The 15,936-nt window shown below is 65.2% G+C and carries 15 protein-coding genes and 1 pseudogene; 9 read left to right on the top strand and 7 right to left on the bottom strand.

The features are described from left to right. Nucleotides 1-50: 50 nt before the first annotated feature. The 5 genes from VET27_RS02785 (at nt 51) to VET27_RS02765 (ending at nt 3,266) form a co-directional block, all read left to right on the top strand. On the top strand, nt 51-278 hold the full coding sequence (locus VET27_RS02785) for a DUF8730 family Cys-rich protein (RefSeq protein ID WP_526514916.1): 228 nt from the start codon (nt 51-53) through the stop codon (nt 276-278). A gap of 127 nt (nt 279-405) precedes the next feature. Further along, a complete protein-coding gene (locus VET27_RS02780) occupies nt 406-819 on the top strand; it encodes a DUF302 domain-containing protein (protein WP_526514898.1) in 414 nt (137 codons plus the stop codon). Between the two features lie 34 nt (nt 820-853). Further along, nucleotides 854-1,627, top strand: coding sequence for a sulfite exporter TauE/SafE family protein (locus VET27_RS02775; RefSeq protein ID WP_526514896.1), 774 nt, complete (start codon nt 854-856; stop codon nt 1,625-1,627). 18 nt (nt 1,628-1,645) lie between these two features. Next, a complete protein-coding gene (locus VET27_RS02770) occupies nt 1,646-2,992 on the top strand; it encodes an MBL fold metallo-hydrolase (RefSeq protein WP_526514894.1) in 1,347 nt (448 codons plus the stop codon). 82 nt (nt 2,993-3,074) lie between these two features. Continuing rightward, entirely contained in the window at nt 3,075-3,266 is a 192-nt protein-coding gene (locus VET27_RS02765) for a hypothetical protein (RefSeq protein ID WP_526514892.1), read from the top strand. A gap of 223 nt (nt 3,267-3,489) precedes the next feature. Here the strand turns inward: VET27_RS02765 and VET27_RS02760 are convergent, their stop codons facing one another. From VET27_RS02760 to iolC, 5 genes are read right to left on the bottom strand one after another with little or no spacing between them, the layout of a single operon-like run. Continuing rightward, on the bottom strand, nt 3,490-4,545 hold the full coding sequence (locus tag VET27_RS02760) for a Gfo/Idh/MocA family protein (protein ID WP_526514890.1): 1,056 nt from the start codon (nt 4,543-4,545) through the stop codon (nt 3,490-3,492). A gap of 25 nt (nt 4,546-4,570) precedes the next feature. Then, on the bottom strand, nt 4,571-6,517 hold the full coding sequence (iolD, locus tag VET27_RS02755) for a 3D-(3,5/4)-trihydroxycyclohexane-1,2-dione acylhydrolase (decyclizing) (protein WP_526514888.1): 1,947 nt from the start codon (nt 6,515-6,517) through the stop codon (nt 4,571-4,573). A 2-nt stretch (nt 6,518-6,519) separates the two neighbouring features. Continuing rightward, on the bottom strand, nt 6,520-7,389 hold the full coding sequence (gene iolB, locus VET27_RS02750; RefSeq protein WP_526514914.1) for a 5-deoxy-glucuronate isomerase: 870 nt from the start codon (nt 7,387-7,389) through the stop codon (nt 6,520-6,522). 2 nt (nt 7,390-7,391) lie between these two features. Further along, nucleotides 7,392-8,273: a Cgl0159 family (beta/alpha)8-fold protein gene (locus VET27_RS02745; protein ID WP_526514886.1), complete on the bottom strand. Its 882-nt coding sequence runs from the start codon at nt 8,271-8,273 to the stop codon at nt 7,392-7,394. Then, nucleotides 8,266-9,237 (bottom strand): 5-dehydro-2-deoxygluconokinase, encoded by a 972-nt coding sequence (gene iolC / locus VET27_RS02740; protein ID WP_526514884.1) that lies wholly within the window; start codon nt 9,235-9,237, stop codon nt 8,266-8,268. Before iolC ends, VET27_RS02745 begins: the two co-directional genes overlap by 8 nt. Before the next feature lie 155 nt (nt 9,238-9,392). On the opposite strand from iolC, the gene VET27_RS02735 reads away from it, so the two are divergent. The 4 genes and pseudogenes from VET27_RS02735 to VET27_RS02720 all read left to right on the top strand — a co-directional run bounded on the left by VET27_RS02735 (nt 9,393) and on the right by VET27_RS02720 (nt 13,196). Beyond that, entirely contained in the window at nt 9,393-10,124 is a 732-nt protein-coding gene (locus tag VET27_RS02735; RefSeq protein WP_526514882.1) for a GntR family transcriptional regulator, read from the top strand. Nucleotides 10,125-10,290: 166 nt separating this feature from the next. Further along, a complete protein-coding gene (locus VET27_RS02730) occupies nt 10,291-11,286 on the top strand; it encodes a substrate-binding domain-containing protein (protein WP_526514880.1) in 996 nt (331 codons plus the stop codon). Between the two features lie 21 nt (nt 11,287-11,307). After that, nucleotides 11,308-12,367: pseudogene (locus VET27_RS02725) on the top strand (ABC transporter permease). A gap of 10 nt (nt 12,368-12,377) precedes the next feature. Continuing rightward, the gene (locus VET27_RS02720) at nt 12,378-13,196 is read left to right on the top strand and encodes an ATP-binding cassette domain-containing protein (RefSeq protein WP_526514878.1); all 819 of its coding nucleotides are present in this window, start codon (nt 12,378-12,380) and stop codon (nt 13,194-13,196) included. Nucleotides 13,197-13,219: 23 nt separating this feature from the next. Here the strand turns inward: VET27_RS02720 and VET27_RS02715 are convergent, their stop codons facing one another. Continuing rightward, complete coding sequence (locus tag VET27_RS02715) at nt 13,220-14,326, bottom strand: acyl-CoA dehydrogenase family protein (RefSeq protein ID WP_526514876.1); 1,107 nt, start codon at nt 14,324-14,326, stop codon at nt 13,220-13,222. A 9-nt stretch (nt 14,327-14,335) separates the two neighbouring features. Further along, nucleotides 14,336-15,511, bottom strand: coding sequence for an acyl-CoA dehydrogenase family protein (locus VET27_RS02710; protein WP_526514874.1), 1,176 nt, complete (start codon nt 15,509-15,511; stop codon nt 14,336-14,338). Nucleotides 15,512-15,936: the final 425 nt, after the last annotated feature.

The raw sequence follows: 15,936 nt of genomic DNA, 5'->3' as shown, positions 1-15,936 counted from the left end.
AACGCCGCCGCGACCTCCTGACCGAATACGAAACCAGCCCAGGAGAACACATGTGCTACCCCCAGAGATGCCCCACATGCGGCAAGACCGGCTGGGCCGGATGCGGCCAACACGTCGACGACGTGATGCACTCCGTGCCCGCGAGCCAACGGTGCACCTGCAACCGGGACGCCACGCCGCAGCCGCGCACCCGAGTTGGCGGTTCGCGGTGGCGCGCTGAATGCCCCGAAGCGAGCCGCACCTTTGCCGGTTCACGCAGAACTCTGATATACCAGTAGGGGTATAGCTTACCCAGTGGCGTTAGAGTCCGAGTGCCCATGGGTGACCCGAGCGAGTGGCGAACGCGCTGCTGGAACCTGCCGACTTCGGGCAGTCACCGTGAAGTCCTGTTAAAGGAGACCTGTTATGGCACTCGCACTATCTACCACACTGCGTGCCTCGTTCGACGACGCAGTGGAGATGACCCGAAAAGCGCTGTTTGAGCAGGGATTTGGAGTTCTCACCGAGATCGACGTCAGGGCCATCGTGAAGGCGAAGCTTGGCGAAGACATGGAGAACTATCTGATTCTCGGGGCGTGCAACCCAGCACTGGCGCACCGGGCAGTCAACGTGGATCGACGGATCGGGTTGTTGTTGCCGTGCAACGTCGTCGTGCGTTCAGACCCGAACGACGACGGCGCAGTGATCGTCGACGCGATGGACCCCGAGATCATGGTTCAAGTGGCCGACCAGCCTGGCCTGCGCGAGGTCGCCGACGACGCCTCAGCCAAGCTGCACGCTGCAATCGACGCACTGTCCCAGACCGCTCGGGCGGAGTAACCGGAACCCGCGATACGCGGGTGAGAGGCAATCGATGACCATCGGAATCACCCTCGCCCTCGGCGCCGTCATCGGCGTATTGCTGGGACTGCTCGGCGGTGGCGGGTCCATCCTCGCGGTTCCGGCGCTGGTTTACGTCCTCGGGCTGGGAATCGAGCAGGCCATTCCGATGTCGCTGATCGTGGTCGGCGTTGCCTCGGCCGTGGGCGCGCTACCCAAAATCCGTGCCCGGCAAGTGCAGTGGCGACTGGCCGCCATCTTCGCGGTAGCCGGCATCCCGGCTACCTTCGTCGGCACAGCCATCGGCAGACACCTGCCCCCAACGGCCCTTCTGATCGGCTTCGCCGTGGTGATGGTGGCCGCGGGAATCCGGATGCTGCAGGACAACGGCGACACCGGCACCGCGTGCAAGGTCGGCGATTCCGGAATCAACTGGCGCCGCTGCGCGCCGAGATCGATCCCCGCCGGGTTTGTCGTCGGTCTGCTCACCGGACTCTTTGGTGTCGGCGGTGGCTTCCTGATCATCCCGGCCCTGGTGCTGATGCTCGGGGTGGAGATGCCGATTGCCATTGGCACGTCGCTTCTCATCATCGTCGCCAACTCAGCGGCAGGCGTCGTGTCACACGTGAGTGGGACCAGCATCGACTGGTCGATCACCGGCGCATTCGTCGGCACCGCCATCGTCGGCTCGCTGATCGCAGGCCATTACGGCACCAAGCTCGACACCCGACGACTGCAGCACTGGTTCGCCTACCTGGTATTCGCCGTTGCGGCCTACGTCCTCGTCGACACCGTCTTCATCCACTAGAAAACCAGGGAGCCCCACGTGCACATTTCCATCATCGAAACCTCCAGCCTCGGAGATCGCAGTTACCTGGTCAGCGACGGCCGTAGCGCCGTGGTCATCGACCCCCAACGGGACATCGACCGCGTGCTGTCCCTCGCCGAAGACGGTGGGGTGACCATCACCCACGTCCTCGAGACCCACATCCACAACGACTACGTCACGGGCGGACTGGAATTGTCGCGCACCGTCGGGGCCGAGTACGTCGTGCCTGCCGGCGACGACGTCGCCTACGATCGCCGACCGGCGGTGGACGGTGCGATCATCGACGCCGGCGCCATCCAACTGCATGTTGTCCACACTCCCGGCCACACCCACCACCACGTCAGCTACGTGTTGCGCGACACCAGCGGCACCGTGTGCGGGGTGTTCACCGGCGGCTCGATGTTGCACGGCACCACCGGGCGCACGGACCTGCTCGGCGCCGAACACACCAACGACCTGACCCACGCGCAGTACCACTCGGTGCGACGCCTCGCCGATGAGTTACCCGACGAGACCGCGATATATCCGACCCACGGGTTCGGCAGCTTCTGCTCTGCCACACCCGCCAGCGGTGACTCGTCCACGATCGGCGATGAACGCCAAACCAATCCGGCGCTGACGGATGACGAGCAGACGTACGTCGACGATCTGCTCGCCGGACTCTCCGCCTATCCCGCGTACTACGCCCACATGGGCGCCATCAACAAGGCCGGGCCTGCACCGGTGGACCTGTCTCCGCCCGAACCGGTCGACCCCGTCGAACTGCACCGCCGAATCGCGGCGGGGGAATGGGTCGTGGATCTGCGGAAGCGCACGGCATTCGCCGCCGGGCACCTCGCAGGCACCCGCGGATTCGAGCTGTCGGACTCTTTCGTGACATACCTGGGATGGCTCTACGAATGGGGTCGACCCTTGACCCTCATCGGGGAAGGCACCGAACAGATCGCCGCGGCCAGAAGGGAACTCGTCCGAATCGGCATCGATGAGCTAGAGGGTGCCGCGGTCGGTGACGTCGACGGCCTTCGCGCGGGAACGGAGCTTCGTTCCTACCGAGTCGCGTCGTTCGCCGAACTCGCCGAGGTCCTCGGCACCAAGGACATAGTGGTCCTCGACGTCCGTCAGAGCCAGGAATTCGACGACGGCAGCATCCCCGGCGCGCTCAACGTCCCGCTGCACGAACTCCTCGACCGCATCGACGAAGTACCCGAGGGTGAGGTCTGGGTGCACTGCGCGTCGGGCTACCGGTCCTCCATCGCGGCTTCCATGATCGACCGGCCGGGCCGCACAGTCGTTCTGATCGACGACGAATACCAGAACGCTGAGGAACTCGGCCTCGCTGCCTGACGAGTGGCCGCGCACCCCGGCAGGGCACAATCACGAGCATGACCGAGGAGAGCTGCGCGAGTTCCTGCTCACTCCAGCGCAATTGAACGAGCTGATCACCCAGCTGGCACCCGCGGAGGCGGCGACCGACTTCAGCCATCCCAATCTGGTGGCATGGCGGGCGGTGGCCGACGCGGAAGCCGACGAGATCGCGGCCGTCTTCATCGGGTCACTCGACGACGAGCCAGCCGGACCGGTCGACGCGGCCCTGCGCGGCAAGCTGACCGGCGGCTGACCCACGTGTTCCGTGTGCACCGGGCCGCGCACGTCTAGGCCGTCGCGACGAGTCGCGGCTCTTTGTCGATGCCTCCTCAGCCCGGGCGCGAGCGTGCGTGATCTACGGAAATCCCACGCCGTGTCGCCCGCAGACACGCACTCTTGGCGAGGCGTTCTGGGGGAAGCCCAGTTCGATGCCACCGTGGCTGGGGCGGGGTTGGGTCAAGGGCGATCTTCACGAGTCATGCTCCCTTGATCGATTCGCGGGCCACCATCGACACCGCAGTGGGCTCGCCGGTCCGCAGTGAGGCCACACCGGCTTCGCACACAGCTGATGCGGCATAGCCATCCCATGCTCCAGGGCCGTCGACGTTCACTCCCGATCGCACGGCGTCCACCCACCGTTGGAACTCGGTGTCGTACGCCTGACCGAAGCGCTCGCGGAAGCCCGGCGTGATCTGGCCACCCCGGGTGTCCGGAGCGGTCTTTCGGACCATGCCGACGTCGAGGCCGATCATCGCGCTGCCCTTCTCGGCGACGACTTCGGTGCGCACCTCGTAGGCCACGCCGGTTGTCACGAACAGTTCGACGTCGACGTGGCGGCCCAAGGCCGTTCGCATGATCGCGATCTGCGGATCGGCCAGGCCGGCGGGTGCCCCAGGGTTCGCCGATGGTTTGACGATCTGAATCGAGGCGATCTCTTCGTCGAAGAGAAAGCGGGTGACGTCGACCTCGTGCACTAGTGAGTCGCGAACCACCATGGCGCTATCGAAGCTCGGCGGAACAGCGGGATTGCGATGCACGCAGTGCAGCACCAGCGCGCGGCCCAGATCCCCACTGTCCAGCAGCGCCTTGAGTTGGGCGTACTCGTGGTCGAACCGGCGCATGAAGCCGACCTGGATGAGGCGCCTGTCGTGCTCGGCTTCGCGCCTGACCACCTCCAGAGACGTATTGACATCAGTGGTGAGCGGCTTCTCGCACAGCACCGGCTTGTCGTGCTCGATGCAGGCCAGCAACTGCTTCTCATGGGTAGGCCCGGGCGTCGCGAGTACGACGGCGTCGACGTCCGAGTCGGCGATCGCGTCGAGAGGATCGGAGATGGCGCGGCAGCCGGGAATGTCGGCGGCGATCGTCTCCGCCTTTTCGGTGAGGTAGTCGTTGACGACCGTCACCCGGGCGCCGGAGATCGTGGTGGTCAAACGGGCGACGTGATCGGCGCCCATGATGCCGACGCCGAGCACGGCGACACGCAGTTCATTCCGGAAGTCGGGGGCCGAGCCGACCAGGGTGGTGCTCACGGGTCTCGCCTTCAGCTGTCTCGGGTTATTCGCTGGGCCGAACGAAGGGCCGCTGGATCTTCTTCCAGTCCGCATACGTCTGGTACGCGGACTGGGTGGACTCGAGAGTGGAGGTCTCGGATACCGCTACGTCCCACCAGGACTCGCTGTCCGGTGCGGCGATCAGGGGGTCGGTCTCGACGTGGATCACCGTGGTCCGGTCACTGGCCTTGGCCACCTTGACCGCATCGGTGAACTCGGCGGCGGTGACGACGCGAATGACGTCGGCGCCAAGGCTGGCGGCGTTCGCCGCCAGGTCGACGGGCAGCTTGGCACCGTCGAGTCGTCCGTCGTCGCTGCGGTACCGGTACGACGTGCCGAACCGTTGGGACCCCAGCGCTTCCGACAGTGAACCGATCGACGCGAACCCGTGGTTCTGCACCAGCACCACGATCACCTTGACGTTCTCCTGCACCGCGGTGACCAGTTCGGTGGCCATCATCAGGTAGGAGCCGTCGCCGACCATGATGAACACGTCGCGATCGGGCTCGGCCATCTTGGCGCCGATGCCGCCGGCCACCTCGTATCCCATGCAGGAGAAACCGTATTCGACGTGGTAGCCCTTGCGATCGCGCGTCCGCCACAGCTTGTGGAGATCACCGGGCATCGAGCCGGCGGCACAGACCACCACGTCGCGCGGATCGGACAACGTATTGACGAGCCCGATCACCTGGTTCTGGTTGAGCGCTGCGCCGTCATCGAACCGGTAGGCGGCGGAGACGGTGTCCTCCCACTCGGTGGCGAGTTCCGCGGTGCAGGTGCGGTATTCGTCACTGACCGAGTAGTCGCCCAACGCGACACCCAGTGCTTCGATCGCCTCGCGCGCATCCGAGACGACGCTGACTCCGCCCTGCTTGACCGAGTCGATCGACGCCACGTTGACGTTCACGAAGCGGACGTCTGGGTTGTTGAACGCGGTCCGCGATGCGCTGGTGAAATCGCTGTAGCGGGTGCCGATTCCGATGACGACGTCGGCTTCGGTGGCCAGCGCGTTGGCCGCCGTGGTTCCGGTCGAGCCGACGGCGCCGACGGACTGCGGGTGGTCGTAGGGGAGTGAACCCTTGCCCGCCTGGCTCTGCCCCACGGGAATCCCCGTCTTCTCGCAGAACGCGGCGAGGGCATCGGTGGCGTCGGAGTAGATGACGCCGCCGCCGGCCACGATCAGCGGCTTGCGGGCAGTGCGGATGACGTCGGCCGCACGGGCGATCACCGAGCGCTCCGGCATCGGACGTGCGACGTGCCAGGTGCGCTCCGCGAAGAGGGATTCCGGCCAGTCGTGGGCCTCGGCCTGGACGTCCTGCGGTATCGCGACGGTGGCCGCTCCGGTTTCGACGGGGTCGGTGAGCACCCGCATTGCGCCGAGCAGCGCGGCGGGCAGCTGCTCAGGGCGCCAGACGCGGTCGAAATAGCGCGACAGTGGCTTGAACGCGTCGTTGACGGTGACGTCGCCGGAGGACGGTAGCTCGAGTTCCTGCAGTACGGGCGAACTGACCCGCGTCGCGAAGGTGTCGGCGGGCAGCAGCAGGACGGGCAGGCGGTTGATGGTCGCGAGCGCGGCACCCGTCAACATGTTGGTCGACCCGGGTCCGACGCTGGCGGTGACGGCCCACGTCTGCAGTCGGTCCTTCTGACGGGCGAAGGCGACCGCACTGTGCACCATGGCCTGCTCGTTGCGGCCTAGCACGTAGCGAAGGGAGGGCTCGGTGCCCGCCTCGAACGCGGTGATCTCGTCCTGGAGCAAGGCTTGGCCGAGACCTGCCACGTTGCCGTGCCCGAAGATGCCGAACGCGCCCGCGAAGAACTTGGAGCGCTTGCCGTCGTGCTCGACGTACTGGTTGCCGAGGAACCGAATGGTGGCCTGCGCGACGGTGAGTCGCACGGTGACCTCGGCGTCGGGGATCTTCTCCGCCTTCTTCGGCGCAGTGGAAACCACGGTCATGCTCCTTGGGACGAGGGTGAGTGCAGTGGGAGTCTGGGGTCGACGTCCTGGTCGTCCCAGGTGCCGCGTAGCCAGGCGTGCTCGGGGTCGTCGACGATCTTCCAGGCGCGCTCGGCGCCCGGTCCGGCCATCACGTTCAGGTAGTACATGTGGTAGCCGGGCGCGGCGACCGACGGGCCGTGATAGCCGTGCGGTACGAGCACCACGTCGCCGGTGCGGACCTCCTCGAGCACCTCGATCGGACGGTCGGGGGTGCCGTACACGCGGTGATATCCGAACCCGCGAGAACCGTCGGGCCCGGCTGCGATCTCGAAGTAGTAGATCTCTTCCAGTTCCGATTGGGTCGGCGTGTTCTCGTCGTGCTTGTGGGCGGGGTAGCTCGACCAGTTGCCGCCGGGCGTGATGACCTCGCAGGCGATCAGTGAGTCGGCCTCGAAAACGCCTGCTGTGCCGAAGTTGTGGACCTGGCGGCTGCAGTTGCCCGCGCCGCGCAGTTCGACCGATACGTCACCGGCGGCTACCCGGCGGTTGGGAAAGGACCGCTTGGCCCTGGCGCCGCAGATCGCGAACCGACCCTCGCCACGCAGGGTGTACGTCTGCCCGATGCCGAGGTACACGAAGTCGGCGGGGCCGTCGAATACGGAGGCCCGCGGCGACAACTCGAGTCGCTCGCCGTCGCACTCGACGCTTCCGCCGCCGGACAGCGGCAGGATCATGACTTCGGTGTCGTTGGTGCGCAACGTGACTGGATCGACGACCTGCAGCACCTGGAGGCTCGACTCGGTCCAGCCTGCGGATTCCGGAGTGACGTCGACGGTGAACGGCAAGGTCGCGCTGCGCGCCGGGATGTAGAGCTTGCTGAACATGCTCACCTCACCATGGAAACAGCGGTCGCGACCGCGGAGCTGACGTCGTCGTCGGCGGGGTACAGAAGGGTGCGGCCGACGATGAGTCCGCGCACCGATGGCAGACCGAGTGCCTTCTCCCAGCTGGCGAATGCCTCGTCCGGGTCGGGCGGGTCGCCGCCGAGCAGCAGCGTCGGCAGGGTGGTGGACTCCATGACGCGATCCATCTCCACGACCACGGGCAGCTTCATCCAGGTGTAGGCCGACGTCGCGCCGAGCCCCTGGCCGATGTGGACGGACTTGATCACGGCGTCCGGGCTAAGGTCGTTGCGTACTTGGGAGTTGACGCGGCTGGACATGAACGGCTCGAGCATCGCGATGAGTCCACGCGCCGCGAGTTCGTCGACCGCCTGCGCGCAGGCCGCCATGGTGGCGACGGTGCCCGGATCGTCGAGAGCGATGCGGCACAACATCTTTCCGCCGTTCATCTTGGCGGTGGCCGTCGACTCGGCGGTGGCACCGGTCATCCGGTCGTCGAGTTCGAAGGCTGCGCCCGCCAGACCACCACGATTGAACGACGAGAACACCACCTTGTCCTCGAGCGCTCCGAGGAGCAGAAGGTCGTCGAGGATGTCCGACGTCGCGAGCACGCCGTCGACGCCGGGATCGGCGAGCGCGGCACGCAGCCGGTCAAGCAGGTCGGTGCGGCTGTTCATGGCGGTCGGACGGGTGCCGACCGCCAGTGCGCCGCGGGCAGGGTGGTCGGCGGCCACGATCATCAATCGGCCGTCGCCCCGGATGGTCGGGCGGGTGGTGCGGTCGTTCCACGCACGGGCGACCGCACCGGGGTCGGCGGCCCGCAGGTCGGTCACCGCGGCGTAGTCGGAGCAGAGCTGACTAGACATTCACGGCCTCCACTGCGGTCTGTTCGGCCAACGCCGCCACTTCAGCGGCGGTGGGCATGGCTGTCGAGCATTCGAGTCGTGACGCCACGATGGCGCCTGCGGCGTTCGCGTAGCGCAGTGTCTTCTCGAGTGGCCAGTTGCGCAGTAGACCGTGAATCAGGCTGCCGCCGAAGCTGTCTCCGGCGCCCAGGCCGTTGACGACGTCCACCTCGTTGGGACGGACGGTGACCGAGGAGTGGCGGGTCTTGCCCAGCACGCCGCGTGGTCCCTGCTTGACGATCGCTAGCTCGACGCCAAGGTCGAGCAGCGCGTCCGCGGCCTTGTGGGGGTTGCTCTCGCCGACTGCGATCTCACACTCTTCGCGGTTGCCGACCGCGACGGTGACGTGCTGCAGTGCGCGTTGCACCTGCTCGGTTGCGGCTGCGGGTGACTCCCAGAACATCGGGCGGTAGTCGAGGTCGAGGACGGTCAGGGGAGCGCGAGAGCGCGCCTCCCATGCGGCGAAATGTGCGCTGCGGCTGGGATCTTCGGACAAACCCGTCACCGTCGACCAGAATAGCCGCGCTGACCGGACGGCGTCGGCGTCGATCTCGTCGGGCGCGATCTGGAGGTCGGGGGCGCTCGGCTTGCGGTAGAAGTACAGCGGGAAGTCGTCCGGCGGAAAGATCTCGCAGAACGTCACGGGCGTCGGGAACGCATCATGCTTGGCGACGTAACGGTTGTCGACTCCGAGCCGGCCAAGTTCCGCGCGGACGAACCGGCCAAACGGGTCGTCGCCGACGCCGGAGATCAGCGCTGTGCGGTTGCCGAGGCGAGCAGCGGCGACCGCGACGTTGGCTGCGCTGCCGCCGAGGAACTTGCCGAAGGACTCGACCTCCTCTAGCCCGACACCAACTTGCAGTGGATAGATGTCGACGCCGCTACGCCCGATGGCGAGGACGTCGAACGGCTGTGAGTTGGACAAGTCAGCTCCCGGGTGCGGTGATCGATGGGCTTGCCTAAGACTGTGCCCCCCGTCACTCGGCCGTGTCAAGAGTTTGTCCTGACATTCGGACTTGCGATCATGCCGGTGCTACCCTTGGCGTCAATCTTGCCTGGTCACACGAGATCGGAGGCGACGTGCCGCTGGAGGTAGAGCTCGACCGGTCGAGCCCTGTTCCGCTGTATTACCAACTCGCCCAAGCGATCGAGGCGGCGATCAGGGACGGCCATCTCGTTCCTGGCGATCGTTTCGAGAACGAACTCGACCTGGCCAAGCGGCTGACGTTGTCGCGGCCGACGACGAGGCGTGCCATTCAGGAGATCGTCGACAAGGGCCTGCTGGTGCGCAAGCGCGGCGTCGGCACCCAAGTCGTACAGAACCCCGTTCACCGTCGTGTCGAATTGACCAGCCTCTTCGACGACCTTGCGCGTGCCGGCCAAGAACCAACCACGAAACTGCTCGACTACCAGGTCGGCAAGGCCGACGACGAGGTCGCCACCCAGCTGAGCCTGCCCAGTGGCCACGAGATCGTCACCATCCAGCGATTGCGCTGTGCCAACGGTGAGCCGCTTGCGGTGATGGTCAACTACCTCCCGATCGAGTTGGCGCCGGAAGCCGAAGAGCTCGAACGCAGCGGCCTATACCAGGCGTTGCGTGCGCGTGGCGTGCACATTCGCCTCGCCAGGCAGAGGATTGGCGCCCGACCCGCGACGCGGACCGAGGCCAAGCTGTTGACCGAGAAGGCCGGTGCCCCGCTTTTGTCGATGAGCCGCACTGCCTTCGACGACTCGGGCAAAGCCGTGGAGTACGGCGATCACTGCTACCGCGCCTCGCGCTACTACTTCGAGACGATGCTCGTCGACCGCTAGTTGGTCCGGGGGCGACGATTCAACGAGTTGGTTGGCTAACTTTGGCGTGTCTAGTTCCGTATGACCTGCAGTCCTAATGTCCGAACAAAGTGTTGACTTTCGGCTGTGACCCGTATTACATCGTTTTCAAGGCCGTGTCGCACGGCACTCACAGACAGGAGAGACGATGAAGTTTGTTCGGCTGGCAGCCGCCGCTGGAGCAGGGGTAATCGCCCTGGGACTCGTGTCGTGTTCGAGCACGGGCGGTAAGCCCGCCGATGCCGGTGGCGCGGGCGGAAGTGGCGGTGGAGTCAACACCCCGCGCGTGACGATCGCCATGGTCACCCACGCTGCTCCCGGAGACACGTTCTGGGATCTCATTCGCAAGGGCGCTCAAGTCGCTGCCGACAAGGACAACATCGAGCTCAAGTACTCGTCGGACAAGGAAGGGCCGAACCAGGCCAACCTGGTCCAGAACGCGACGGACAGCAAGGTAGCCGGAATCGCCGTGACACTGGCTCAGCCGGACGCGATGAAGGATGCGGTGAAGGGTGCAGTCGCCGCCGGCATCCCCGTCGTGGCCCTGAATGCCGGGATCGAGCAATGGCAGGACATGGGCATCATGGAGTACTTCGGCCAAGACGAGCGAGTGTCGGGCGAGGCCGCCGGAAAGCGACTCGCGAGCGACGGTTCCAAGAAGGCGATCTGCGTTGTCCAGGAGCAGGGTTCGGTCTCGCTTGAAGCCCGCTGTGCCGGCGTCAAGGCGGGTATGGGTGCAGGTTCGGTGGAGAACCTCAACGTCAACGGCACGGACATGCCGTCGGTGGAGTCGACGATCACCGCAAAGCTTCAGCAGGATCCGAGCATCGACTACATCGTGACGCTGGGAGCTCCGTTTGCCCTGAGTGCCGTGCAGTCGGCCAAGACGGCGGGGAGTAACGCCAAGATCGCGACCTTCGACACCAACGCCGCCCTGGTTTCGGCCATCAAGGACGGCAGCGTGCAGTGGGCCATCGACCAACAGCCCTATCTGCAGGGCTACCTGGCCGTCGATTCGTTGTGGCTGTACCTGAACAACAAGAACGTCATCGGCGGCGGCAAGCCGACGTTGACCGGCCCCTCGTTCATCGACAAGACCAACATCGATTCGATCGCCGCGCTGGCCGAGGCCGGAACCCGCTAGTCGGGCTCGGAAGGTAGAAACATGACAACCCAAGCAGACCTGGACCTTGGCACCCACAAGGTCGTCACCGATGAGCGGGTCAAGGAACAGAACCGACTGCAACGCTTGCTGATTCGCCCCGAGATGGGTGCGTTGGTCGGCGCGATCGGAATCTTCGTCTTCTTCGCGATCGTCGCACCGCCCTTCCGCAGCCCCGAGGCCTTGGCCACGGTGCTGTACGCCAGCTCCACGATCGGCATCATGGCAGTTGCCGTGGGGCTGTTGATGATCGGCGGCGAGTTCGACCTCTCCGCCGGTGTCGCGGTAACCACGAGTGCGCTAGCGGCGTCGATGATCTCCTACAACCTGCACCTCAACCTGTGGGTCGGGGCCGCGTTGGCGCTGTGTGTGTCCTTGGCGATCGGCTTCCTCAACGGCCTACCTCGTGATGAAGACGAAGATCCCATCGTTCCTGATCACCTTGAGCTCGTTCCTGATGTTGACCGGTATCAACCTGGCCGTGACCAAGCTGGTCACCGGTCAGGTGGCATCGTCGAACGTCGCAGACATGCAGGGCTTCGAGTCCGCGAGGACGGTCTTCGCTTCGTCGTTCAACATCTTCGGCGTCTCGGTCAGGATCACCGTGCTGTGGTGGATCTTGTTCACCGTCGTCGCCACCTACGTGCTGTTCAAGACCCGGGTCGGCAACTGGATCTTCGCCGTCGGCGGCAACCTGGAGAGTGCTCGCGCAGTCGGTGTGCCGGTGAACAAGGTCAAGATCGGCCTGTTCATGTGCGTTGGCTTCGCGGCCTGGTTCGTCGGGATGCACGTGCTGTTCTCGTTCAACACGATTCAGTCCGGCCAGGGTGTCGGCAACGAGTTCCTCTACATCATCGCCGCGGTGATCGGTGGGTGCCTGCTCACGGGTGGGTACGGCACCGCGATCGGCACCTTGATCGGTGCCTTCATCTTCGGCATGACCAACCAGGGCATCGTCTATGCCGGCTGGAACCCCGACTGGTTCAAGTTCTTCCTGGGCGCGATGCTCCTGTTCGCGGTCATCGCCAACAATGCCTTCCGTAACTACGCGGCGAAGAAGTAGGTAAGCGACCATGACCACTACTGCTGAAGCTCCGATCGCCGAGACTCCTTCGGGCGGCGACGTACCACTGATCGAGCTCAAGTCCGTCGGGAAGAGCTACGGAAACATCATCGCGCTCAAGGACATCAACCTCTCTGTGAAAGCGGGGCAGGTCACCGGCGTGCTGGGTGACAACGGTGCAGGCAAGTCGACGCTGATCAAGATCATCGCCGGCCTGCACCAGCCCACCGAGGGCGAACTGCTGGTCGATGGACAGGCGATGAGCTTCGCCTCTCCGAAGGACGCGTTGGCCAACGGCATTGCCACGGTGTATCAGGACCTCGCGGTCGTGGCGCTGATGCCGGTGTGGCGAAACTTCCTCCTAGGGCAGGAACTTCGGAAGAAGGGGATTCTGAAGTCGTTGGACATCAACGCGATGCGCGCCACTACCATCTCCGAACTCAAGAAGATGGGGATCGACCTACCGGACGTGGACGCCCCCATCGGCTCCCTGTCGGGTGGCCAGCGTCAATGCGTCGCGATCGCGCGTGCGGTGTTCTTCGGAGCCCGGGTGCTGATTCTCGACGAGCCCACGGCGGCACTCGGTGTCAAACAGTCCGGCGTGGTGCTGCGTTACATCACCGCTGCCAAGGAGCAGGGGTTCGGCGTCATCTTCATCACCCACAACCCGCACCACGCACACATGGTGGGCGACCACTTCGTGTTGCTCAACCGCGGACGGCAGAAGTTGGACTGCACCTACGACGAGATCACCCTCGAGCACCTCACCCAGGAAATGGCCGGCGGCAACGAGTTGGAGGCGCTATCGCACGAGCTCGGACGCAAGTAGCGGCTCGTCGTCAGCCCGGCCCCCTAGAGAGACACGGTCCCGTACGACCCGAGCGCACCGATCAGAGTGTGCAATTGGTCGTCCGCCGAACCCAGCGTCTGATCGATCGCGGTGAGCCTGGCGGCGTAGTGACCCACCGGGTATTCCGCGGTGACGCCGATGCCACCGTGGAGTTGGATCGCTTCCTGCGCGATGTGGCGACCCGACCGGCTGATCTGCAGCTTGGCGCGGGCGGCGATGAGCGGGTCGAAGTTCCCGTCGGCGATCGACATGGCGGCGTAGAAGCTCATGCTGCGCGCCAGTTCGAGCGAAACATACATGTCGGCGGCACGTTGGGTCAGCGTCTGGAAGCTACTGAGCGGCACACCGAACTGTTTGCGGCTCGTCAGATATTCGGTGGTGAGTCGCAGCGCCTCCTCCATTGCGCCGACCGCCTCGGCGCACAGCGCCGACTGATGGCGAATCAGTGCATTCTGCAGCTGTGTAGTCGCATCGCCGCCGGCGCCGAGTGGCTGCGCCGCTACCGAGTCCAAGTTCACCTGTGCGCCACGCTGCCCGTCGAACGTGCGGAAGGCGCGCCGAGTCACGGCATTGGCGTCGACGACGAACAACCCGACCCCGCCGTCGGGCAGTGCCGCGCTGACGAGGAAGACGTCGGCACAGTCGCCGGAGAGCACCGGGTTCTTGAGCCCGCTGAGGGCCCACGAATCACCTTGGCGCTCAGCGTTGGTGGTGACGCGCGTCGACAAGCCCCGTGCGGCGGGTTCCTGATGTGCCAAGGCCAGCAGCGTCCGACCCTCCGCCACGGCGTCTAGCAGCTCTCGTTGTTCGTCGTCGCCGAGTTCGGCGATCAACCCGCCCGGAATCAGTGCAGCCTGCGCAACCGGTTCGAGGGCCAGCCGTCGCCCGATCTCGGTGAGCACCACCATCAGCTCGATCTGGCCGGACTCCTCCGGAGCGAAGCCCAGGCCGAGAATGCCGGTCTCGGCCAGTTGCGTCCAGACGTCCCGGCTCCACCCGAGATCGGTGTCGGCGAACTTGAGTCGGGTCTCGACGTCGTAGGTGCGCTCGAGCAGCTCGCGGGTCACGTCGCGCAGCAGGCCCTGCTCGTCGGTCAGGTCAAAGTTCATGGCGCGTCCTCACAGTCCGAGAATCGTCGAGGCGATGATGGTGCGTTGCACTTCGTTGGTGCCGCCGTAGATCGAGGTCTTGCGGTAGTTCAGGTACTTCGGCGCGGCGAGCTGAGCCCAGGGTGGCGACGTGATCTCGTCACCTGCATTGACCGGCAGTGCGTCGGGGCCTGCTACGTCGACCAGTAACTCTGTGACCGACTGTTGAAGCTGACTGCCCTTCAATTTGAGGATCGATGATGCAGGGTTGGGCTTGCCGTCGGCCTCGGATCCACTGACCCGCAGCTGCGTCAACTCCAGAGCCAACAGCTCATTCTCGGCCTCGGCTACGCGGGCGGCGAACAGCGGGTCGTCGAGCAGCGTTCCGCGGTCGGTGAGCGTCTTCGCTGCCCGTTCCTTCACTTGCGACAACCACACCTTGGTCGTGCCGATCCTCGCGATTCCGGTGCGCTCGTTGCTCAGCAGGAACTTCGCGTACGTCCAACCGTCGTTCTCCTCGCCGACGAGTTGATCGGCTGGGACGCGGACGTCCTCGAAGAAGACCTCGTTGACCTCGTAGCCGCCATCGATGAGCTTGATCGGGCGCAGCGTGATCCCCGGCGTCGACATCTCCGCCAGCAGGAACGAGATACCCGTTTGCCGCTTGGGTGCGTTCGGGTCGGTGCGGGCGAGCAGGAAGATCCAGTCCGCGTACTGACCCAGCGTGGTCCACGTCTTCTGCCCGTTGATCACGTAGCTGTCGCCATCGCGGACCGCGGTGGTGCGCAGCGATGCCAGGTCCGAACCGGCTTCCGGCTCGGAGAAGCCCTGACACCACCAGATGTCGAGGTTGGCGGTCGCCGGCAGAAAACGTTCCTTGAGCTCTTGCGACCCGTACCGGGCGATCACCGGACCGACCATGCTGGCGTTGAAGGCCAGTGGTTCGGGCACGCACGCAAGCCGCATCTCGTCCGCCCAGATCTGCCGCTGCAGCGGCGTCCAGTCCTGACCGCCCCATTCCACCGGCCAGTTCGGAACGGCCACGCCGCGCTCGTTCAGGATTCGTTGTGTGGTGACGACGTCCTCGGGTAGACGGAGCTCGCCCTCGAACATGCGGGTGCGGACGTCGGCCGGTATCTGCGTGGTGAAGAACTCCCGCAACTCGTCGCGAAAAGCGGCTTCGGCGTCGCTGAGCGCCAACTTCACGGTGGAACCTCCAAGAATCTGCGAGCCCGGCACGATCGGCCGTACCGGGAGTACCCGATACTTTCGAAACTACCTCGCGGCCATGCGTGCCGACAGTCACAGGTGCGCCGAGGACGGCGCGGAAATGCGACCACCAGCGCACGTAGCCGGTTTTCAACCGGTCTGGGTGCCTAGCGCACTCGATCGCAGCGCCTGAGTGAGCCGCTGGGTCGGCTACGACAGCGGATCTTCTTGACCAAACCGCTTCATTGTCTGTGGATTGAACGCCAGGTTCTGCGGGCGCATCTCGATCATCACTTTGACGTCGTTCCCCTCGGCGAGCGCGTCGATCTCCTTTCAGAACGGCACGGCGACCTGCTCCTACGGGTATTCCGGGGAATCATCGCCAGACCGGAGGTGCTCTCGAGGCAGTCCGCGTCGATCAG

It is taken from the genome of Mycobacterium sp. (assembly GCF_035633495.1).
Lineage (GTDB): Bacteria > Actinomycetota > Actinomycetes > Mycobacteriales > Mycobacteriaceae > Mycobacterium.
This window is presented reverse-complemented; position numbering and strand designations above follow the sequence as displayed.